Source organism: Methanobacterium sp. (assembly GCA_039666455.1).
Taxonomy (GTDB): Archaea; Methanobacteriota; Methanobacteria; order Methanobacteriales; family Methanobacteriaceae; genus Methanobacterium_D.
Map to the genome: position 1 here is coordinate 1 of JAVSLW010000031.1, position 22,358 is coordinate 22,358.

A 22,358-nucleotide genomic window follows, 5' to 3' on the forward strand; every position below is an offset into this window, starting at 1 on the left:
TCAATAGAGAAGATGAAGACCCCATGGCAGGCTCAGCCAACCTCGTAGACGCCATGCTCGTTATTGCGGTAGGACTTCTCATATTTCTTGTGATCTCAGGGGATATGCAAAGTGCTGTTTTCTCTGATACATCACCAGAAGAAAAAGAATTGCCTATTGAATCAATACAAAACGCTCCTGAGGTCCAGATGGGAAAAGGTATCAGTGACACATCTCAGGAAGGATTTGTTGAAATGGGAACCGTGTACAAAGATCCTAAAACAGGTAAATTAATCATGGTAGAATGATAATAAAGAAAGGTTAAATAAAAATGTAAACCCCAACCGCTCTCATTAACTTTACAGTTCCACAAAATAGCAAAATTTATATACCATGAAATATTTAAGTATACCTAACTTTCCATGATTTAGGCCTGACTAAAAAATTGAAAGTTAGGAGAGTATGGTTTTAAGTCATCCTCAGCTCATGTATCACCTTAAAACCATATTTTCAAAAATAGCTAAAAGCAGACATAATAGCTACCATTTCCTCCAAAAAATGCCCATGGAATCTGGTTTAATCCAGATTCCTGCATTTTAAAAATATTGAAATGGATTTGTAGAACTTACTTAAAATAGTAACCAAATACACAAAAGTCAGGTTAGGGAAACATGGAAGTAAAAAGAGTATTTTTCTTTAGCTTAGGTGTTATATTATTAAGTACTGGTGCTGCAGGCGTTTTTATTCCATTACTTCCAACCACTCCATTTGTTTTAGCATCATTTTTCTGTTTTGGTAAAAGTTCAAAGAGAACTGAAAGCTGGATTTCAAATAATCGCTACTTTGGAAGCTATATTGAAAATTATAAGACTAAAAATGGTGTTTCTTTAGATGTAAAGCTGAAAAGTATTGCTTTTTTATGGCTAATGTTAATATTCTCATCTACATTCTTTTTTAATCAATTTTACATCTTATTACTGCTAATTATTGTGGGAATGGCAGTTACAGCACACATTTTGCTCTTAAAACAAAAATGTGAATTTAATTTTTAGGTCGAGCTAAAAAATAGCAATGTTTATATACTAAAAACAACTCTTATGATTTAGGTATACCTAACATATGATATTTTAAAGAGGTGAGCAAATGAACAAAGAAGAAATCATAAAGCATGTAAAAGAAGACGTGGAACATGTTCACGATGACATTGAACATGTGCGAAGAGATATAGAAGAGATAAGTGCACACATGGAGAATCTTAATAAGCACTTGCATAACCTGATTGAACATATAGAGACAATGGAAAAAGAAAGTAAATAGAGGTGTTGTTGTAAATATTTCTTTTTACTTTTTTTATACATTTTTTTTTGTGAAGCGCCACTTTGAGTAAAAAGTACATCCCATCATAAAAACTCCTGATGCGGCCTGTGGGACTGGAAGTGGAGTTCTTATATCTTTAAAAAGAAGAAGCTGTATTAAATTATCTTTATTATTTATGAAATCTGAGGAAATGAGAAACATTTATATACTCAAAAAAATTAAGTATACCTAACATTCCTTAATCTTAGGCTTACTTAAAACTAAGATAGTTTTGAATTCAGGGAATTAACCAAATTATAGAAAGGGAGGATTAATAGTTATGGGCACTGAAACCATTAAATCATGGATCAAAAGGTTCGACAGAAAGCCGTCTTTCGGTGAAGACCATTTAGAACTTAGCTCTAAAATCGAAAAAGAAAAAAGAAAATCAAAAAAATTAGTGCTGGTTGGAACTCCAAATGTGGGTAAAAGCCTGCTATTTAACAGACTTACCGGGGCATATGTAACTGTGTCAAACTATCCAGGAACCACAGTAACCAGTGACAGTGGTAGCTGTGATATAAGTGGAGAAAGTTTTGATATTGTTGATTCTCCAGGTATGTACTCTTTAAGTTCAATTACAGAAGAAGAACGAATTTCTAAGCTAATGCTCCTTGAAGAGGAACCAGATATTCTTCTTCATGTGGCAGATGCAAAAAATCTTGAAAGGATGCTACCATTAACATTACAGTTAATAGAGGCAAATTTACCGGTTATACTTGTCTTAAATATGATGGATGAAGCGGAAAAAGTAGGATTAAGAATAGACCACGCTAAACTTGAAAAAGAACTTGGAATACCTGTTGTTCCCACCGCAGCAACCACAGGGAGAGGGGTAGCTGAACTTATAAATAAAATAGGTAGCTATAAACCAAAAACAGGTTACAATATTAAATATAATGAAGCATTAGAATCAGCTATTAATAAAATAAGCACTCTTATTAGCGATGAATATCCTATATCCAGACGATCATTGTCTTTATTGTTATTACAGCAGGATGAAGATATAGAAAAGTTAGTTAAAGATAAAGAGGATGTAGATTATAATAAAATTAAGAAAATAGTAAATGAAACAGCTTCCAAATTCAGGCAGCCTTTAAATTATTTGGTGAAGCTTAGATTACAGGGGGAAGCAAGTGAATTTGTGTCCTCAACATCAAAAGAAGTAGAAAAGGTAGATATAGGCTTTCGAGAAAGCTTGAGCAGAGTAATGATAAACCCTTTAACAGGGATACCCATATTGCTCGTAATTTTATATTTTGGCCTTTTTTGGTTTGTAGGAGTATTTGGTGCTGGAGATCTGGTAGGGCTTGTAGAAGAGGCCTTCTTTGGAGAATTGATCAACCCCTGGATTACAGATTTTGTGGTTAATACAATACCCTATGTACCAATCCAGGAGTTCTTTGTAGGTGACTATGGTGTCTGGACACTGGGTATAACTTACGCCATTGGAATAATACTTCCAATAGTAACCACCTTCTTTCTGGTATTTTCAATCTTAGAAGACAGTGGATATCTTCCAAGGTTAGCACTGCTAATAGACAGAGTCTTCAAAGTTGTAGGGCTTAGTGGAAGAGCTGTTATACCAATGGTACTTGCATTAGGCTGCGGTACTATGGCAACTCTGGTAACCCGAACTTTAAAAACCAGACGCGAGAGAACAATTGCCACACTGCTTATGGCGTTAGCTGTACCCTGTACAGCACAATTAGGTGTTATATTTGCTGTTTTGGCTCTATATCCAAATGCTCTGTGGCTATGGGCTCTGGTGATATTATTTAACTATATCATGGTCGGATTTGTAGCATCTAAAATCATGCCTGGAGATAAACCCGTCTTTTATATGGAACTGCCTCCACTTAGAGTTCCAAGACCTTCAAATGTGATAAAAAAGACTTATACAAGGCTTATATGGTATATCAAGGAAGTGATCCCTCTTTTCATCCTGATAAGTATTGTACTATGGGGTTTAATGTTAGCAGGTATTCTGGATGTGATTATAGCACTCATAGCACCAGTTATAAATGCAATAGGATTGCCGGTTGAAGCTTCACAGACATTTATACTTGGATTCTTCAGGAGAGATTATGGTGCTGCAGGATTGTATGATATACAGGGTGCTTTAAATGGAGTACAGCTTTTAGTGGCCGCTATAGTAGTAACACTGTTCATGCCCTGTGTTGCACAGTTCATGATAATGGTAAAGGAAAGAGGTATGAAATTGGCTCTTTTAATAGCAGCATTCATCCTTGTATTTGCATTTACCATTGGATTTGTAGTTAACCTAATATTAACCAGCTTAGGAGTTGTTTTATGAAGTGTGCGCTCTGCGGACATGTTTTTGATGAAAATAAAAGGCTTGAAATCTGTAAAGGATGTCTTGGATCAGGTTGTAAAAAAATCCGATGCCCAAACTGTGGATATGAAATTTTACCAGAACCAGAAATTGGCTCAAAAATTGTAAAATTTTTAAAAAGGAGGTTTAAAAGTGAAAATAAGTGAACCTGCAGAGGAAATACTTGAAAAAATGTGGGTATTCCTTGAAGATGAGGATGATAAACTTATACCAGTAAATGAATACGATAAAGATGCACTCAGGGAACTTGAAAGTTTAATGTTGATAGAGTATGAAGGTGATAAAGTTCAGCTGACTTCAGAAGGCTTTGAGGAATCTAAAAAAATAATACGAAGACACAGACTGGCTGAAAAACTACTCCATGATGTTTTAGGTATGAGTGGAGAAGATATGGAGACTGCTGCATGTAATTTTGAACATATAATGGAAGGTGGTGTAGAAGACAGCATCTGCACCGTCCTCTTCCATCCAGAAGAGTGTCCACACGGTAACCCCATACCTCCATGCGAGTGTCTTGAAGAAGCACGCAAAAGCGCTGCTGAGGTAAAAAAAGTTCTTGAAAAGTCAATTTTACCACTAACAAAACTAAAAAATGGACAGTCCGGTAAAATTGTTTATATCAAATCAGCTAAACGTGAAAATTTAGATACAGTACTTGCAATGGGACTCTTACCTGGCAGGAAAGTTGAAGTTATTCGAACCTCTCCTTCACACGTTTTTCAGATGGAACACACCCAGATTGCTGTAGACCGTGAAATTGCAGAAAGCATATATATAGGGGAATTAAACTAAAACCTGATTTTTGGTTATTAAAGTTAACGACTGATTTTTACCTCCTTACTGAGAATATGGTTTTAAGTTGTTCCATTTAAAACCATATTCTCCCCCCTCACAAAAAGCAAGTCATTTCAAATGGAGTTATATCTAATAGTTTTTGAGGAGTAAAAATGGAGCTGCCAATTAACAGACCATCTCAAATGTCTTACGCTGATGAGATGGACTTCAATAGACTTTTAGGCAAACTAAAATCAGAAAGGTTTAATGGATTTATAAGGGTAACTTCTGGATCTGGTGAAGGTTATATTCTTTTTAACGAAGGTAAACAGAGAGCATCATCATTTGAGGATTATTCAAAGATAGAGGCACTTGAGAAAATAAAATCTATAGTTAAAAATAATAAAGCACTTATAGAAGTTTTTGATATTAAAAAATCCCAGATGGATTATATTATGGAACTTAATAAGTTTTTTATAATTGATTCTGATTTAGATTCTGATTTAAGCGTTGATGACATTATTGATGAACTTAAAAAAACTGAAAAAATCCCTGCACCAGTAGAAGAAGTGAAGGAAAACCCCGGTGCAATTTCAAGCTCTGTTACAGAAACTCATGAAAGCATAAAAGATTCTTTAGGACAGGTAGATAAACAGGAAAACGAATTTATAGAGCCTGGAGTTGAAGGTGAAAATGTTGATAGGGAAGACCTTATGAAGAAATACGGCCTGAAGGACGTTAGCGAAGAAGAAGCTTGCAATATCCTTGAAACATATAAAGGAGGATCATTAAGCGATGATGACGTTGAAAAAATTGAATTAATGCTGATGAATAAAATTAAAAAGTTAATATTTGGTATTCCTAAAATAAGGGGTAGCGAAGTTATGGTATCTTTAGATAATACTTCAAAAGTTTCTGGAACTGTAAACATAGCCCTCGAATACAAAAGTAAAGGATTATTATCCAGGATCATGGGTGAATCCAGAGATCTTGAAAATTTAAGAAGAGAGATAATAAATATTACTCAAATGGAAGTAAAAAAGAGTTTTAAAAAATATCCAGAAATTGTGGATGATTTTGTAGTTATAGTCTGGTGCAAAAGTTTTTGAACTTTATACTCATGGCTAACATCACTTTGATTATTAAATTTTAGAAGGAAGTTTTGGAGGAATTACATTAATAAGGATTGTTTTCCATTAAATTCTCTGTATTGTAATTTAAAAATAAGATTAATAGGTAAACTGAATGAAAAAAACCTTAATGAGCTTTACAGATGTACTTTATGTAATAATTGTGGGCTTGCAGGTTTCAATCAGGGTTCAAGAGAAAAAGCCGTGAATAAAAGTCTTATCATGCCACATGTAGCTGCGATTACCAGAAATATCAGTGAATTTGGGAATTCTTATGGTATTACCACAACACATGATGAGAATAAACAGGAAAACATGGAAACTGTACTATTTAGGGGATGTACGTCCACACATAAAACACCTGAAATACTTGAAGCTGCAGAGAAACTGCTTAAACATAAAGGAATAAAATATGATGTTATCAGTAATGAAACCTGCTGTGGTAACATTCTGTTTAATTTAGGCCGCCGATCTTCAGGATTTGAAACAGTGCGAAAAAATATTGAAAAATTTAAAGCAGCAGGAGTTAAAAGAATCATAACGATATGTCCTGGGTGTTACAATGCTTTCCATAAATATTACAGTGGACAGGACGGATTTAATCTTGAAATAATTCTTGCCATTGACCTTTTAAATGGATTGACTATTACAGGAAATGATTTCGAAATCCAGGATCCCTGCCATGCCAAAGAAAAAGCTTATAGCCTGCGGATGATGGTTCAATCAAGAAATTATGAAAGTGTAAGTCCATGTTGTGGAGCAGGAGGAGGGGTTATGGCGCATGATAGGTCACTTGCAAAGTTGAAAGCAAGAAAAGCTGTGGATAATAGCCCTGGAAAAATAGTAACATATTGTCCCTTCTGCTATCTTAACCTGAAATCAGTGAATCCAGATAAGATTTTTGATATTTACATGCTGCTTGATAATCACCTGTCCACAGTGCAGTGTCTTTTATAATTACGTTCCTCAAATAGCCATAACTTTCTTTCATTACTTTTTGTTAAGTAGATAGTATTTACCCTTTTATGCTGTTATAGGGTAGCGAACATTTTATCTTTAAATGGAAAACTATATATATTCAATATGCAATATTATACATTACGTTCCAAAAGATTTTATCGGAAAATTTATATGCCATGAATGATTTAGGTATATCTAACAATAATTTAGGCAAACCTAAAAAAATGTTTGTTGATTATTGTTAATATCTAATGGGAGTTAAATAATGGAACAAACAGCTAAAGAAATGGAAATTTCTAAAGGAACAGAGATGGAAGAGATTGTTGAAGCAAATTTTAAAGGTGAATGCACTGAAGTTGGTATGTATATGGCCATGGCCAGACTGGCTCAAAGAGACGGACTGCCTGAAGTGGCTGAAGTGCTTAAAACCATCGCTGGGGAAGAAGCAGAGCATGCTGCTATGTTTGCTGAGATGAATGGCCTTATAAAACCTACCCTCAAAGAAAATCTGGAGATGATGATTAAAGGGGAAACTATTGCTAATAAGGAAAAGAAAAAAGCTGCTAAGAGAGCTGAAGAGATTGGTATGGATCCGGCTCACCACTTCTTTGATGAAAGCTCCAGAGATGAAGCTCGCCATGCATGGATGTTAAAAGGTGTCCTGAAACGTTACTTCTAAACTCACCCATTTCTTTTTTGGTTGAACATAACCTGAAATTTGATGTGTATGACAAATTTATAGATTACAATACATTTGGAGGTAATGCATTGAAAAAAGAAAAAGCAAGACGTAATATCTCATTAGATCCTGAAATCAATGAATTATGCAGGGAACTTAAAATAAATGTCTCTAAAGAGTGTAATAACTTCTTGAAGATGTTAGTAAACATAGAAGATAGTGATGAGGGAGAAATTCTTAGAAAAATCATTAAAATTCAAGAAGAAATAAGAAATAAAACTAATGAAATGATCATACTCCAGAATATGCTTCAAAGCATGAAAACAGTGCGTTTAGAAGATAAAGAGAATAATTTAGCATGGAATAAGGTAGTTTCTGAATACAGAACAGAAATGGATATGAGTCCGTAGCATTTAGTTGAAATTTCATGTTTCAAGTATCAGCAACGTGGTTTTTTCCATCATAACACTGGAAATACTGCCTGCAGTTTCTATTTCTCTATCTGAAATGTTATAAATTTCTTTTAAAAGGGTTTCATCAAATTTTAAGATACTGTCGTCTTGTTTACCTAATATAATTCCTAATTCGTCTATTATATTTTCACTGCAATCTACAGCAACGGCGCAAATGTTCATTTTACCTTCTTTTATCCCTAAAATTGAAAGTGCTTTAGATATCTGTCTTTGGGCAGATGCACGCACACATATTTCAAGTCCAAGGTCTTTTGCAATGTTTTCACCTCGTTCAAATGCTTTAACTGCATGAATGGTGGCGTGAAGAACATGTTCATATCCTGCAATTCCATCTGCATCTATAAGCTGGACTGTACAATTTTTACTTATTTTACTTATTTTATTTATTAGCTCTTCAAAATTGTCTATACTGGACTTAAAGCCTGCTATCTGAATATCGGGTTTATTATTCATTTTTTACACCAGAGAAATTATTTTTTACAAATCTCCTTCTCTCACCCTTTTAATTTTCCCTTTATCGCTTAATATTTTATTTACGCCACTTAAATAAGCTTCTACACTTGCATTTATAATATCTGGCTGTGTACTTCTTGCTGTAACTACATCACCGTTATGTCTAAGTTTTACAATAACATCGATCAATGCATCGGTACCGCCTGTAATAGCATCTACATGATACTCTTCAAGCTCTATATCCACAAAATCTTTGATACTTTTTTTAATAGCAACTATTGCAGCGTCTACTGGACCTATACCGATACCTGCTTCTAAAGTTTCAGTATCATTAATTTTAAGCCGTATAGAAGCGGTGGGAGTAACTTTATTTCCAGATACTATGGTCAGTTCTTCCAGTTCAATTACCTTTTCAGCAACTATTCCCATCACATCTTCTGCAATTGCCTCTAAATCAACATCTGTAACGCGTTTACCCATATCACCAAGTGACTTAACCCTGTTAAATATCTGATTAAACTTTTCAGGTGTTACATGTAAATCCATTTCTTCAAGTCGTTGTTTAAGTGCACTGGAACCTATATGTTTCCCCATTATAAATTTACGTCTGTGGCCAACAAGTTCTGGAGTAATAGGTTCATATGTTTCTGCTTTTTTGATTACTCCATCTGCATGTATCCCTGATTCATGTGCAAATGCGTTTTCACCAACAATAGCTTTATTGGGTTGTAAATAAACCCCGGTCATTCTTGCAACCATTTTTGAAACTTCATATAGCATTCCAATGTTTATATTTGTCTTCACATCGTATAATGAGTAAAGAGCAACTACAATTTCTTCAAGTGATGCATTCCCTGCTCTCTCGCCTATTCCATTAATTGTACAGTGCACCTGGCCTGCCCCTGCCCTTAAACCTGCAAGGGAGTTTGCAACAGCTAAACCAAAATCATTGTGGCAGTGCGCACTTAGAGGCACGCCTAATTTTGAAAGATGATTGTAAAAGTCATAAGACCTCTCTGGTGTTAGCATTCCCACTGTATCGCATGCACATATTCTTTTTGCACCGGTATCTATTCCTTCTTTAAATAACTGTGTTAGAAAATCAAGATCACTTCTTGTTGAATCTTCAGCAGATAGCTCAACCAGTAATCCGTGATCAACAGCATATTCAGTGCTTTCAAGTGCAAGAGATTTGACTTCTTCCCTTGTTTTCCTTAATTTATGTTTTATATGGAGATTGGAAGTTGGAACAACTAAATGAACACTGTCTGCATCGCATTCAAGTACAGCATCAACATCAGCTTTAACCGCCCTTGCAAAACTGCATATTTCAGCTTTAAGTCCTTCAGATACAATTTTTTTAATTCCTTCTCGCTCACCCGCTGAAGTAATTGCAGAACCAGCTTCAATAACGTCCACGCCTAACTCATCAAGTTTCATGGCTATTCTAAGTTTTTCATCAGGAGTTAAGGACACTCCTGGTGTTTGTTCACCATCTCTAAGTGTTGTATCAAATATTCGGGTGTTCAAAGGAATTCCTCTTTATTAATTATCTTCAAGTTCTAATACGCTTGTCTTAAGTTTTGATCAACCTTTTTTAAAAGGTTGTAATACAGAGATTACTCTGGTTAAACTTTTGTGCATTCTTATTTCATATTGTTCTATTATTTTAAATTTTGTATGGCTGATAAGTGTATCAATATCCAGATAGTGCGGGGTAGCCATGCATATATATCCATCTTTTTTAATAACCTTCTGCATGGAAAAAAGAGTATCCTCATAAATTTTTTTACTTTGAACACCGGCTGTAGATGCTGAAATACCATAAGGCGGATCAGTTACTACTGCATCGACTTTAAACTGCAGTTCAATGTTTCTGGCATCTCCCTTGAAAACATCATAATCCTTAATTCCACAGTATTCAAGGTTTTTTATAGTTCCTTCAACCATTTTCTCATCAATATCTATTCCAATTACCTCAGCACCAATTATCCCTGCTTCAATTAAAATGCCTCCTGTTCCACAGAAAGGATCTAAAACAATGCTCCCCTTTTTAACCCTTGACAGGTTGCACATTCCCCTTGCAAGCTTGGGGCTCATTGATCCCGGGTAAAAAAAGGGTCTTTTATGGGGTTTAAGTTCATAGAAATGTTTTTTAGGTACTTTAAAGATCCTCTCAGTGATTAAGATTGAATCATCCAGAACAATGGTTCTTATAAATGTTGCTGGATTTTCAAGGTTTACCTTTACATTTTCTCCTAATTTACTTTTGATTACGCCCCCAATCTCCTGTTCCATTTTAACAGAATTAACTTCACTTTCAAAAACTCTGTTTTTGATGCCCCAAACACTACGTGTTTGTGGGCTTTCAAAAATCGTAGATTTTTTCACCCTTACTGCATAATCCTTTTTAACGAGCTCTTCCCAGGGGTATTTTTCAACATCTTCTTTTAGATTCTTGCAGCTGGTTTTAAACAGGAATTTACAAACTTCATGGACGTAAGCAAGCCTTTTTCCAATGATATTAATTAAATTATAATCTTTTCCGTTGATTTCAAGAATTAGAATTCCACAATCCTGAAATTTTATATTAAAATCAATTTTTTCAGCTTCTAAACATGCTGTTACTTCTGATTCTGGTAAAGTTTTATGTTCTCCAGATAGAATGAAGATAATTTCCATAAATTAGACGTCCCTTATTAAAAAAGATATATTAAGATTATTTGGAGCCTGATGTCCATAGATTTGATATTCTGCGTGATAGTATCTTTGGAAGAATTGAAAAAAGCATTCCTGTTTTAAGCATTTCTTTAACCAAAGGAGATTGGGTGTCCATGTCCCCATATTTTGAAATCATCTCTTCTGCTCCCTTTTCTTTAAGTTTTAAAAACATTGAATCAAGATCTTCATTGCTGAGGGATTCAAATGTCTTTTGAACTTTAACTTGCATTTTAAGTTCGTTTTTATACATTTTTCTGTATTCTTCCTGATAATTTTTTAGGATTTTGATATCATTTGCTTTTACAGCTTTATAAACCACGTCTGCAGCTTTTTTTGCACATACAAAGCCTATTATAAGGCCGCCACCGGTTGTGGGCTTTACCTGAGAAGCGGCGTCTCCTATGAGTATTGCTCTTTTATTTACTATGTCGTTTTTGTAGTTGTTTACTGGAATTACGCCGTGGTATTTTTTCACTATTTTAGAATCCTTCAGATACTCGTTATTGGCCGTAAAATCTTTTAAAATGTTGTTTAAATCTTTATATTCTCTATTTCCAAATAAACCTACCCTTGCAGTTGATTTTGAAAGTGGAATGATCCATAAAAAACCAGGAGAGATTTTCGAATCTGCATAAAGATGAACGTAATCTTCACTAAATGAATCAGTGCCTGTATCGACTAAATATTGTGCTGCCTGCACCGAGGCAAAATCACGGTTAAATTTTTTAGATACTACAGATGAATAACCATCTGCACCTGCAATGACTTTTGCAGTTATTTTTTTATCTTTAAGATATATTTCTCCTTTTTCTATGTCTACATTTTCTACCCTATGGTTTAAAAAGAGTTCTGCCCCTTTTTCCACGGCTAATTTTGTTAAAAATTTATCATAGGCAATTCTATCTAATACATAAGCCACAGGCTCTTTTTTACTTACTGTGAGCATGGTGTCGGATGGTGAATGCAGATAAGCTCCATTTATTTCATTTATTATGAATTCATCAGGTAAAATATTCACATCTTTTATTTTTTTGCCAAGAAGCCCTGCACATTGTAATGGAACACCCACTTCTTTCTTTTTTTCAAATATTGCCACTTTAAGACCTTTTTCTACTGCATATCTTGCAAATGTGGAACCTACAGGGCCAGCACCAACTACTGCAACGTCATAATCCTTCATGTTATCTTTTCCATCCTTAACGTGCGTTGATTACATTGTTCAACTTATAAAAATACAGGAAAATTCTGTCTGGATACATAGACACGATATTTGTTGTTATAACATTATTTCTGTCTTATGCATTAATTCCTATTTAATATTATTTAGACATACAAATAAAGTACAGTTTATTATAATTAACTCTTTTAGGAATTAAATGATATAAACTATTGTATATTTAAGTTTATTTATTGTTTTTTTCCACAAGAACCTAATAAATTTTTCTAATATAAACTGGTAATTATATCATTGTATTTTTTGAATTTGACTTAATTAAGATTCTTATATCTTAAATTAGATATTTTAAACAATTAATTAGAACTAAAAAGAAAATTTATAAATTTTTTTGCTCAAAATTGGTTGCTATTGTCAGAAGTATGTTTCACTTTCGCATCATTTCTTTTAGATGATTGAGAATATACAATTAATATAGATTTTATATTAATTTCAGTTCAAAAATTTATTTTTACCATTTATAGCCATATTTTTCCAGCTTTTTGGATCTATTAAGATAATGATTTAGATCATAACGACACATTACTAAAATAAAGAATCCTATGACAATAGTACTAATATACGCTTTAATTTCCATGCTAATAGGAATAAAATAGTTAAATGCTGTTAATATACTAAACCAAACTACTATATAACTGGAATTACGTATACTCTGTTTTTCGAAATTTCTTATCTCTTCATATAAATCTTCAGCGAAATCAGGGCCCTGCTCTTTAAGATGCTCCTTAAAAACTTCAAGTGCTACAGGATCCTTATTTTTGATAAACACATTTAAAAGTGAAAATATAAGCATAATTATGACGAATATGAGCACGAAAGTAAAAATATAAATTAGTTTAGGGATGGATAGGGCTAATAAAGATTGAGATATACCCAAACCTATAGGAATTAAAGTATCAGTGATTGAAGCACGTATTACTATAAACTGATTATGAATTATATAGGAGTGCCAGACAAAAACTGCGAATAAAAATGAAATAGCCAGATTACATATGATTAATGTGTCTATGTTTTGTTGAATGGTAATTACATAGAATATTGCACCCAAAACAAAGCCTTGAACTAATGAAATTAATGTATTGTATGTAAGTGTAAGGTAGAGCGCCATTGGCTCATGTAAAACTTTTTTTAATTGGCGATTATTTTCTTTCATAAAACACCTTCCTCACATAAAGGTGTTAATTATCAATCTTAATTTTCTCTTTTTTAATATTTTCATATATGTTGAAACAATTTATCAATCAATATTATTAATTAAATTTAAGGTTTTGTGGTTTTAAAGCCTTTTTTCTCATTTTTACATATCATTTTAACCGCTTTTCTGGCACTTGTAGCTGCCCCGTATAAACCACCTCCTGGCGAAACCCATTGCCCAGCCATGTAGAAATTAGATAATCCTGGGAGAGTTTGAGGCATTTCAGAAGTGAGGGATATCTTTTCATTCACCAACCAACCTTCATATGATCCCTTCCAGTTACCAGTGTAACGGACGAAGGTGAGAGGGGTAGCCACATCAACCACTTCAATCTTATCTTCAATGCCTGGATAAAGCTCTGAAATTGCATTAACAACCGATTCTTCAATATTTTTCTTCTCAGCATGATATCCTTCTTTGTCATCCTTTAATTTGTCCCAGTAATCGAAATTTGTTTCCATCTGAACTGTGAGTACTGTTTTTCCCTCAGGAGCCATGGTAGGATCGTAACTGTGATTTTTTAAGAGTACATAATCCTTTTCTTCACCTCCCACTTTGATAGGTTTTTTTGAGGAAAACCGGATTCTATGGGGTTTATTTGAATAATCCTCATCTACTCCGAGAGAAACAATAACCAGGGGAGGAAATAAGTCCAGGTTTTCATAATAACCTCTGATCTGCTCATCAGTGTACTGTCCCTTCAGCCAGTCAAATATGGTGCTATGGCCATCTGCTGCTGATACTACGATATCTGCTCTTTCTACAGTACCATCTGAAAGTTCGATACCGGTGGCCTGGCTTTTTTCCACTAAAATTCTTTTCACCTGAGAATTGTAGGAAATTTCCCCTCCAAGATCCAGGTATCTCTGTTCAATTGCCTGGGCAAGGGGTATGGAGCCTCCTATAGGATATCCTGCAGAACCACTCCCCATAAAGGCAGCACCCATCATAGAGAATATGGTGGACTGATCATGCCAGTCAAAAGCAGTTTGGAACAGATTTTTTAATACGGGGTTTTTAAACTTGGCAGCCATTTCTGAAACTGGTAGAGAATATTTTCTAAAGAGTAGAATCACAGGAATCATTCTTAATATATCCCGAATACCTATATCAACACGTAGATCTGCAGAACCGAATTTTTTAATGTCGTTGGTGAATTTTTTAATGAGTTTCTCATCTTCTGGGGAGAAACTGAGCATATGTTCCCGTAGTTTATCCGGATCATTATATACTACGAATTTGTTTCCCTGATTGTCTATCACCTGGATAAAAAAATCTTCAGGGGTTATGAATTCCCGATCCTGAACCATCCCTAACTCCTCCCATAACTTGTAAACATCGCTATGGGGTGTAATTCCAATTAAAAAATCAATACAAAGATCAAAGGTGTAGTCTTTCCTTTTCCAGGCTGTGCAAAGACCCCCTGGCTTGTTGTGCATCTCGAATATTTTGCTTTTAAAACCATTCATCTGTGCATAACAGCCAGCAGCCAGGCCGGCTATTCCTGCACCGATTATAATTACGGATTTAGCTATTTTAACATCCTCCTATCCCCTCTTTTTTGTAAAAATTATTAGTGGATTTCATTGGTGAGGAACGAAACAACATCAGAAGCAAAACGTGAATATGTTTCCACTTCAATGTGTTTTCGCCCAGGATAAATTATTAATCTTGAATTTGGAATTAAATTCGCCGTTCGCCTTAATAACTCTTCAGGATAGAAAAAATCCCGATCTCCACCAATTAATAGGGTTGGAGCAGTAATTTTATGCAGATCTTCTTCAGCATCAAACCTGTCATCGGCTAGAAGGGTGTTAATCAAATCTTCAGGGTTTGTAGGTCTAAACAGTGGTTCGACTAACCACATTATCCATCCTAAAAACCACTGGCTAAAAGAAGATTCTGCAAATGCAGCAGGGAAAAAAACACGTGCAGCATCCCGAAACCTTCCCTGGGCAAGTAGATTAGCATATTTAAGCTGGAGTTTTTTACCTTCAGACCCCAACCGATAGGCTGTGGCAACCAGCACTAACTTTCGCACCAGATGAGGAAAATCAATTGCAAACTGCTGAGCAATGGAACCACTTGTAGATAACCCCATAATGTTTACTGCTTCTCCAAATTCGCTTTCAATGGCATGCGCATAACCGGAAGCAAGGTCTCTCATGGTTGCACCCTTTTTAATGCCTGGTTTTCGATCAACAGCATAAACTGTGAAACTATGAGCCAGTAATGAGAGGATTTTCAATTCGTACTTATACATCTTTTCACTTACAGGAAGGGATCTCATATAAACCAGGGGAGGACCACCTCCAACTGCAATGTAAGGCATTCCTCCCTTAAGGAGACCTTCACGTGTTTTTTCTTTATTTTTCATAATGTGACATCCTTAATTTAGGGTCTGATTTGAGCTATTCAAATTTTTTAATTGCCGAAATCAGGCCTTCCACATCAAATGATGGGCCATGAGCAGGATATAACGTTTCAGCCCCAGCATTAATTATTTTTTGCCAGCTTTCCAGCATTTGGGTTGAATCTTCAATGAGAGCGGCACGGTAATAGGTGCCCAGAAATTTGGGAAAATCTACGGCAATATCACCAATAAAAGCACGACCATCATCAAGTACTACTGAAATAGAATCGTTACTATGGCCAGGAGTGCATAATATCTTTCCGGGAATCCCCATATCCCGCAGTGTTTCATTATCATCTCTGGAGATGATAATATCATTATTTCCCATCTGAAGAGGTGGAAAACTGGTATCCTTCACACTCTTACTCAAAAACTCGTTTATGGAGAATATGATGTTGATGCGCAGGTTAACCCAGCTAGCAAGCACCGTACCATCGCCCTTAGCCAGCCAGGGAATCGCATTTTCATGGGCAATGATCCTGGCATCAGCATCTTCCCGGAGCATTGCTGCAGACCCGCTGTGGTCATGATGATAATGTGTGAGTAAAATATAATTTATGTCGGAGATCTCCACGGGGATGCTTTTGATTTTCTCTTTAAGTTTCTCATAATCGTTTGGAAATGAAGTATCTATCAATAAGTATCCTTCCGAGTATTTTAATAAAAAAGAACTATTTATACCCAGATTTAATCTATATAAATCCTCTTTTAACTCTTCACTGCGGATAATAATCACCTCCATTGATTATCATGAGTTTGAATAATGTCCAGCACTCCAGAATAACTGTTTATTCCTTTAAATCTTCTGGCAGGACTTTATGGGTAGACCTGACTATTAATCCGGAAGCTACGGTTAAGTAACGTTCCTGACTGATTTTATTCCACTTAAGGAGCATTTTCTGCTCTGTAGTGGGGGTGAAAGCATTCCCCCATGCCATCCGGTTATATATGGCTGTAGTCACCGGATCCAGATCTTCACGTATGGTTCCTTCTTTTATGCCCTGCCTGTAGGCGTCAGCCATCATATGCACCATTTCATTGGTCACCTGCAGGAATTCCTGAACATGAGGATCTTCTGGATCATGGACCTTCATTTGATAGAGTTCAGTTATGGCCTTCCACTTCTGGGGATTTCTCATAAAAAACTCCACTGTTGCCTGTCCCATGGCCCTGACTTTTTCTGAACCTCCAGAGCATAGATCCATTCTTTCTTTCATGTACTCATTAGCTTCTTTATTAAGTTCTGCATTTACCGCAGCCAGTAAGCTTCCCTTATTTTTAAAATACAGGTATATAGTCCCTTTGGCAACATCTGCTTCAGCTGCTACCTGATCCATAGTCATTTTTTCCATCCCATATTCTGCAATTATTTTCTCTGCAGCTTTTACTATGGCGTTCTGTTTCTCCTTTTTTTTACGTTTCATTCGTGTATTCATGTTGTCACTGTAAAATTTATTTACTTCCAAAATATCTATTTCGATGAGATTTCATGAATATAATTACTGAATTTTAGTCATTAATGACTATTGGTCATTAATGGTATATAAATTTTTCTGTTGTAAAAAAAAATATTTAAAATAAGTTTTTCACTTATTTCATGTCTAATTTTCTTATTTTTGCAATTTCTTTTTTTTGAACAGGTATTTCAACTACGGCAGTTCCATAGCATGGTTTGGTGTATGGAAACAGTATTGTGCCTTTTTCTTCATTGATTCCCACAGGGACTGGAGGTATTCCAATAATTCTTGCCCCTAAAATTTTCTCTCCAGGCTTAACATGGATTACTTCAGGCGCATTTTCATTAATTACCCGGGCACATTCTTTAAAACCCGCACGTGATATTAATACTTCATAATCTTCAGATTCCTGTAAATATGTTTCAAGACAAAACATTATAATCCTCCAGCAGTTATTAAATAATTATTCAGGTATTTAAAATTAAATTTCACCTGATTCCCTTAATTTTTCAATGGCTTTATCAAATCGAACCCTCAGTGGGGTGGGATTATGAAATGCTCTTGCAGAAACAATTGTTGCATCAGTACTTTCTGAAACCATATTCTGGAATTCTTCCAGTTTTTCGGTGTCTTTTTCAAAAATAATGGCAAGGGATGTGGTATCAAGAATACTGTTAAAAGTTACAAAGTATGAGACAGCCGCATCCCTGTGAATAAACCCAATTAAAAGGTCAAATGCACCCTTATCCAGTTTATCAATACAGGAGTCAATATCAACCTTATTTTTGATATAGTACTCTTCCGGGTCTCCAACTTCTAAAAGTTTCATTGCTGAGGGAGTACTGGCTGTTGTGACGTCATAACCTATTTTTTTAAGTTTATATGTTACGTAGACTGCAAGTGGGGTCTGAGAAGGTGATTCGGGGCATCCTAACAATATTAAAGCTTTTTTCATGTGTATTTCTCCTTTATTTATTTTAATTGAATGTTATTTCTTTAAGACCAGCATATGACTTACTATGAATGTGCCCAAAAACATGAAAGTTAATAATGCGGTTCCGTTTATTGATCGGTTCATTATGAATAATCCCACCAGTGACTGTGCTATGAATGCTGCAAGAGACCCAATAAGCAGTGCTTCTCTTCCTAAATATTTTCTATTTCCATTTTCTCTTTTAAAACGGTATACTGTAAGCATTTTAAATCCTAATACGGTTACTCCCACGCACCAGAGTAAAAGCAGGATTAAAGTAGCATATCCAAAATCAAAAGCATATCCAAATATTCCAGGTAGCATGTAATCTATCACGTCCTTTTTACTTACAAGAATCCCATAAAATACAGGAAAAGGTAATCCAAACAGGGTGATTAAGGATATTGGTAATGTTACATAACCGTCTGATCCTCCGTTACATTCAAGGCCCCAGTAGCATGATCCTTGAACGTGTCCAAAGATTGCAGAGTTCTTTAGTACCATGGTAAGACTTGGAAGTGCATAATCTTCAATTCGGGATATTCTTAAAAGGGGACTTAAAACAGGCATCTGCAGAATATTGGCCAGAACTTCCAGTGATCCGAAACCTAAAAGCATCACAGCAGCTACCGTTATTATTTTTTTTATGCTAAACACTGATTTTTGACGGAATGATTTGGAGATGATAAAGAAGCCAAGCAGCAAACCTGAAAACCATAAAACCAGAAAAGATCTGTGCATTATTCCTCCAAAAATGGTGATTAATGCTATTATAATGAATATAAACAGTCTTAGATGGGTTATTTTGATACCAACTTCTTTCATCATTGGCAGTGTAGCCAGTGAAGTTATCACTGCAAGAAGGGCCAGCGGCCCGTAGGGATGGGCGAGTTCATAATGTCCAAAGGGTAAAAATAACAAAGCAGCATCAATACCAAACATTATTAAAATGCCTAAGCTCCCTATAAGTGCTACAAAGAGTACAAGACTTAGCGAAAGTGGAATTAAATTAAACAGAAACATCACGCCGATCTGCATGATAATTAATATTTCTATTATAAATTGAAGATGATTTTCAGCGACTAAAGCCAATTTTATTCCTCACATGGACTTTGCATAGATTATTCTGATTAGATTAAACAGAATTTTATAAAGAAAAATATAATTAAATGTTTACATTGAGTAAATTTTATATTTATACATATCTAACATAACTATTAAATATAACCTTTTAATTTTGGTAATCTTCTATGAACTTATAAAAAACCACCATGTGTTCTCCATCACCATTATAATTTCTGATGGCGGTTGTGCCCAGAATATTCATTGTATCTCCATGGGTTTCTTCCTGGAAACCAAGTTTCTTATAAAAAGATATGGAATTCCAGTTAATGGGCTTTGTAATTAAATTTATCTTTTTACAGCCTTTTGAAGCTGCTTTCCCAACAAAAGCATCTACAAGTTTTCTCCCTATATTCTTTCCCCTCATCTTTGGATCAACACATAGAAGGTGAATATATGATTCTTCAGGATTTTCCTGAGATATAAATCCTAAAAGAAAACCTCCAATGCTTTCTAAGGATAATTCCGCAACAAAACATGTACTTTTAAAATATCTGGTGAAAATATGGTAAATTGAATTTCTTTCAGTTTCCATTGGTTCACATTTTTCTGCAAGCTCTGCTATTTTAATAAAATCTTCTTCCACCGTGTTTCTTATGATTGTCTTCAAAATAATTACACCTCCATAAAAATGATAACATTAAATTTAAATACAGGAAATATTAACTTATAATATGCTCTATGTTTTGAATTAAAATTAAATACAGGGGCTGGTAGCTCAGGTGGTAGAGTGTCGCCTTGGCATGGCGGAGGCCCCGGGTTCAAATCCCGGCCAGTCCACTTCTAAAAATTAAAAATTCAGCTAATTATGCCTTGCTTAACTTTAATTTAATTCAAAGATTTTATTTTTCAAACCATATCCACTGATTTCATTTCGTCCATGAATCTCTGGATGTTATTTATAATATCTTCAAGCCCTTCACCAGTTTTTAAGCTGCTTTTTATCACCACAACACCAGGATTAAGTTTTAAAACATCGTCCACCATCTTATTTTCATCTGCACCAACTGCTTTGGCGATGTCCACTTTGTTAATGACCACGATGTCTGCATCCTTGAAGATTAAGGGGTGCTTTAAAACTGTGTCGTCTCCTTCGCTTACGCTTATAACAACCATTCTTATGTGGGATCCAAGGTCAAAGTCAACTGGACAGATGAGGTTTCCAACGTTTTCTATGAATAAAACTTCTATATCATCCATTGGAAGATCATGAAGGGCATGTTCAACTAAATGGGCGTCTAAATGACATTCTTTTCCTGTATTAAGCCCAACAACAGGTACATCATGATTTTCAAATCTTCCAGCGTCAAATCTGCTTATAACATCGCCTGCTATGACTCCTATTCTGTAATTCATTTTATCTATAAGATTTTCTATAAGTGAAGTTTTTCCAGAGCCTATTGCCCCTAAAACGTCCACTGCAAATACTCCTGTCCTGTCGAATATTCTCTGGTTTCTTCTGGCTAACTTTTTATTTGCAAGCATAATATCGTGCTGTATCTCTACTTCGGCTATTTTATGCATCGTCATCCTCCTTTTCTATTTTAATACTTTTTACATTGCATTCTCTGCCTTTAATTATCTTTAAATCTTGTTCTTCACATTCAGGACATTTTACAATGGGTACAAAATGGTCAAGATCATCCCCTGCAGGTCCCACAAAATCACAGGATTTACATTTTATTTCGATTGGAACTTCTTCTATAATGATTTCAGCCCCTTCAAGGAGCGTATTTTCACTTAAAACACCAATCATAAATTTAAGCTGTTCAGGATTTAATAAAGTTAATTTTCCAATTTCTATGGTAACTTCGCTAATTTCTTGAGCGTTATTTTTCTCTGCAACATCAACTGCAGTCTTTACTATGGCATCGGCCATTGAAAGCTCGTGCATTATCTCCACCTCAAATTAATAAGATAATTCTTTAATTTATTAATATAAAATTTAAAGTAATCTAAAATAGATTAACTTAATATCAAATATATGTCGTATATTATTTAGAGACTGTCAACTGGGGCTGGAAGTATTCCTCTATTTTTTGAAAGTCAAAATTTAGATAAGGATTTACAACTCTCTGTAACTTTAAAACCCCTATTTTTATATATCAGCATGAGTATAACAAATTATGTTTCACTAAATTGATATGTTTAATAGTTAATTTCAATTATAAATATTTTTACATGTTATTTAAAAGGTGATTATTTTGATAATAGGTGGATCTGCTTCGCAAAAATTAGCTGCAAAAATTGCAAAAGAACTTGAATGTCCATTAATTCCAATAGAAACCAGAAAATTTCCCGATGGTGAGAGATATATTCGAATAAGGGGTAAACTGGACGACGAGGCGATTGTTGTCCAATCAACAGGATATCCTCAGGATGAAAACTTAATAGAACTTTTTTTTATACTTAAAACTTTAAAAAGCATGGGCATTAAAAAAATTAAAGTAGCAATTCCTTATTTTGGTTACGGACGGCAAGAAAGACGTTTTAAAAGCGGTGAAGCAGTTTCTGCAGTTATTATTTCAGAGCTTCTTGAAATTTCTGGTGCCGGTGAAATATTCTGCATAAATCTGCACGAAGAAAATATAGCGAAGTTTTTTAAGATTCCAGTGCACAATTTATCTGCAATGCCGCTTATTGCAAACTATATTAAAGAAACAGTTGACAATCCTGTTATTATTGCCCCAGATAAAGGGGCTCTTGGATTTGCAGGGGAAATTGCCCGGATACTTGACTGTGAGCATGATTATCTTGAAAAAATCAGAATTTCTCCAGACATGGTAAAAACAAAACCAAAAAACATTGATGTTAAAGGAAAGGAAGCTATTATAATTGATGATATAATAAGTACAGGTGGTACAATAGTTAATGCTGCCGTGATTTTAAGAGAACTGGGTGCCTCCAGGGTTATTGTGTCATGTGTTCACGGAGTACTGGTTGAAGATGCACTGCTTAAGATATTTTCAGCAGGTGTTGACGATGTTGTTTCAACTGACACTATTTCTTCTGATGTGAGCGTCATTTCAGTGGCTCCATTGATTGCAGATGCAATTAAAAAAAGCAGGGGTTGTAAATAAATC

General features: G+C 34.9%; 26 protein-coding genes and 1 tRNA gene. 12 read left to right on the plus strand and 15 right to left on the minus strand.

Annotated features, from left to right (window positions below):
* From PQ963_08485 to PQ963_08530, 10 genes are all read left to right on the plus strand, one after another.
* Nucleotides 1-287 (plus strand): DUF2149 domain-containing protein (locus PQ963_08485; protein ID MEN4029700.1); only part of this gene is annotated, 287 nt, incomplete at its 5' end.
* 363 nt (nucleotides 288-650) lie between these two features.
* Nucleotides 651-1,031 carry a YbaN family protein gene (locus PQ963_08490; protein ID MEN4029701.1) on the plus strand — a complete coding sequence of 127 codons (381 nt, stop codon included), beginning with the start codon at nucleotides 651-653 and terminating at the stop codon, nucleotides 1,029-1,031.
* 91 nt (nucleotides 1,032-1,122) lie between these two features.
* Complete coding sequence (locus PQ963_08495; protein MEN4029702.1) at nucleotides 1,123-1,296, plus strand: hypothetical protein; 174 nt, start codon at nucleotides 1,123-1,125, stop codon at nucleotides 1,294-1,296.
* Nucleotides 1,297-1,615: 319 nt separating this feature from the next.
* Entirely contained in the window at nucleotides 1,616-3,652 is a 2,037-nt protein-coding gene (gene feoB / locus PQ963_08500; protein ID MEN4029703.1) for a ferrous iron transport protein B, read from the plus strand.
* Entirely contained in the window at nucleotides 3,649-3,837 is a 189-nt protein-coding gene (locus tag PQ963_08505; protein ID MEN4029704.1) for a DNA helicase PriA, read from the plus strand. Before feoB ends, PQ963_08505 begins: the two co-directional genes overlap by 4 nt.
* A complete protein-coding gene (locus PQ963_08510) occupies nucleotides 3,824-4,483 on the plus strand; it encodes a metal-dependent transcriptional regulator (protein MEN4029705.1) in 660 nt (219 codons plus the stop codon). The genes PQ963_08505 and PQ963_08510 overlap by 14 nt, the downstream gene beginning before the upstream one ends.
* A 155-nt stretch (nucleotides 4,484-4,638) precedes the next feature.
* Entirely contained in the window at nucleotides 4,639-5,574 is a 936-nt protein-coding gene (locus tag PQ963_08515; protein ID MEN4029706.1) for a DUF2226 domain-containing protein, read from the plus strand.
* 243 nt (nucleotides 5,575-5,817) lie between these two features.
* Entirely contained in the window at nucleotides 5,818-6,552 is a 735-nt protein-coding gene (locus PQ963_08520; protein ID MEN4029707.1) for a (Fe-S)-binding protein, read from the plus strand.
* Between the two features lie 268 nt (nucleotides 6,553-6,820).
* Nucleotides 6,821-7,234: a ferritin family protein gene (locus PQ963_08525; protein ID MEN4029708.1), complete on the plus strand. Its 414-nt coding sequence runs from the start codon at nucleotides 6,821-6,823 to the stop codon at nucleotides 7,232-7,234.
* Nucleotides 7,198-7,644 carry a hypothetical protein gene (locus PQ963_08530; GenBank protein ID MEN4029709.1) on the plus strand — a complete coding sequence of 149 codons (447 nt, stop codon included), beginning with the start codon at nucleotides 7,198-7,200 and terminating at the stop codon, nucleotides 7,642-7,644. Before PQ963_08525 ends, PQ963_08530 begins: the two co-directional genes overlap by 37 nt.
* Nucleotides 7,645-7,659: 15 nt before the next feature.
* Here the strand turns inward: PQ963_08530 and cgi121 are convergent, their stop codons facing one another.
* From cgi121 to PQ963_08595, 13 genes are all read right to left on the minus strand, one after another.
* On the minus strand, nucleotides 7,660-8,160 hold the full coding sequence (gene cgi121, locus PQ963_08535) for a KEOPS complex subunit Cgi121 (GenBank protein ID MEN4029710.1): 501 nt from the start codon (nucleotides 8,158-8,160) through the stop codon (nucleotides 7,660-7,662).
* 24 nt (nucleotides 8,161-8,184) lie between these two features.
* A complete protein-coding gene (locus PQ963_08540; protein ID MEN4029711.1) occupies nucleotides 8,185-9,690 on the minus strand; it encodes a 2-isopropylmalate synthase in 1,506 nt (501 codons plus the stop codon).
* A gap of 57 nt (nucleotides 9,691-9,747) precedes the next feature.
* Nucleotides 9,748-10,842, minus strand: a complete 1,095-nt coding sequence (locus tag PQ963_08545) for a TIGR01177 family methyltransferase (protein ID MEN4029712.1) — start codon at nucleotides 10,840-10,842, stop codon at nucleotides 9,748-9,750.
* A 37-nt stretch (nucleotides 10,843-10,879) separates the two neighbouring features.
* Nucleotides 10,880-12,061 (minus strand): geranylgeranyl reductase family protein, encoded by a 1,182-nt coding sequence (locus tag PQ963_08550; GenBank protein MEN4029713.1) that lies wholly within the window; start codon nucleotides 12,059-12,061, stop codon nucleotides 10,880-10,882.
* A 505-nt stretch (nucleotides 12,062-12,566) separates the two neighbouring features.
* The gene (locus PQ963_08555; GenBank protein MEN4029714.1) at nucleotides 12,567-13,268 is read right to left on the minus strand and encodes a hypothetical protein; all 702 of its coding nucleotides are present in this window, start codon (nucleotides 13,266-13,268) and stop codon (nucleotides 12,567-12,569) included.
* Nucleotides 13,269-13,375: 107 nt separating this feature from the next.
* Complete coding sequence (locus tag PQ963_08560; GenBank protein MEN4029715.1) at nucleotides 13,376-14,845, minus strand: NAD(P)/FAD-dependent oxidoreductase; 1,470 nt, start codon at nucleotides 14,843-14,845, stop codon at nucleotides 13,376-13,378.
* Between the two features lie 38 nt (nucleotides 14,846-14,883).
* The gene (locus PQ963_08565) at nucleotides 14,884-15,687 is read right to left on the minus strand and encodes an alpha/beta hydrolase (protein ID MEN4029716.1); all 804 of its coding nucleotides are present in this window, start codon (nucleotides 15,685-15,687) and stop codon (nucleotides 14,884-14,886) included.
* A 34-nt stretch (nucleotides 15,688-15,721) separates the two neighbouring features.
* On the minus strand, nucleotides 15,722-16,465 hold the full coding sequence (locus tag PQ963_08570; GenBank protein ID MEN4029717.1) for an MBL fold metallo-hydrolase: 744 nt from the start codon (nucleotides 16,463-16,465) through the stop codon (nucleotides 15,722-15,724).
* 46 nt (nucleotides 16,466-16,511) lie between these two features.
* Complete coding sequence (locus tag PQ963_08575) at nucleotides 16,512-17,159, minus strand: TetR/AcrR family transcriptional regulator (protein MEN4029718.1); 648 nt, start codon at nucleotides 17,157-17,159, stop codon at nucleotides 16,512-16,514.
* A gap of 154 nt (nucleotides 17,160-17,313) precedes the next feature.
* Complete coding sequence (locus tag PQ963_08580; protein MEN4029719.1) at nucleotides 17,314-17,619, minus strand: DUF1894 domain-containing protein; 306 nt, start codon at nucleotides 17,617-17,619, stop codon at nucleotides 17,314-17,316.
* A gap of 42 nt (nucleotides 17,620-17,661) precedes the next feature.
* Nucleotides 17,662-18,135: a DUF1890 domain-containing protein gene (locus PQ963_08585; GenBank protein MEN4029720.1), complete on the minus strand. Its 474-nt coding sequence runs from the start codon at nucleotides 18,133-18,135 to the stop codon at nucleotides 17,662-17,664.
* 33 nt (nucleotides 18,136-18,168) lie between these two features.
* Nucleotides 18,169-19,245: a hypothetical protein gene (locus tag PQ963_08590; protein ID MEN4029721.1), complete on the minus strand. Its 1,077-nt coding sequence runs from the start codon at nucleotides 19,243-19,245 to the stop codon at nucleotides 18,169-18,171.
* Between the two features lie 139 nt (nucleotides 19,246-19,384).
* A complete protein-coding gene (locus tag PQ963_08595; GenBank protein ID MEN4029722.1) occupies nucleotides 19,385-19,885 on the minus strand; it encodes a GNAT family N-acetyltransferase in 501 nt (166 codons plus the stop codon).
* A gap of 97 nt (nucleotides 19,886-19,982) precedes the next feature.
* Here PQ963_08595 and PQ963_08600 point away from each other — a divergent pair.
* Nucleotides 19,983-20,055: transfer RNA gene (locus PQ963_08600), tRNA-Ala, on the plus strand.
* 69 nt (nucleotides 20,056-20,124) lie between these two features.
* Here PQ963_08600 and hypB read toward each other — a convergent pair.
* Together hypB and hypA are read right to left on the minus strand one after the other, a co-directional pair.
* Complete coding sequence (gene hypB, locus PQ963_08605) at nucleotides 20,125-20,799, minus strand: hydrogenase nickel incorporation protein HypB (protein ID MEN4029723.1); 675 nt, start codon at nucleotides 20,797-20,799, stop codon at nucleotides 20,125-20,127.
* Entirely contained in the window at nucleotides 20,792-21,169 is a 378-nt protein-coding gene (gene hypA, locus PQ963_08610; protein MEN4029724.1) for a hydrogenase maturation nickel metallochaperone HypA, read from the minus strand. The genes hypB and hypA overlap by 8 nt, the downstream gene beginning before the upstream one ends.
* Nucleotides 21,170-21,479: 310 nt before the next feature.
* On the opposite strand from hypA, the gene PQ963_08615 reads away from it, so the two are divergent.
* Nucleotides 21,480-22,355, plus strand: a complete 876-nt coding sequence (locus PQ963_08615) for a ribose-phosphate diphosphokinase (GenBank protein ID MEN4029725.1) — start codon at nucleotides 21,480-21,482, stop codon at nucleotides 22,353-22,355.
* The last annotated feature ends 3 nt before the right edge of the window (nucleotides 22,356-22,358 follow it).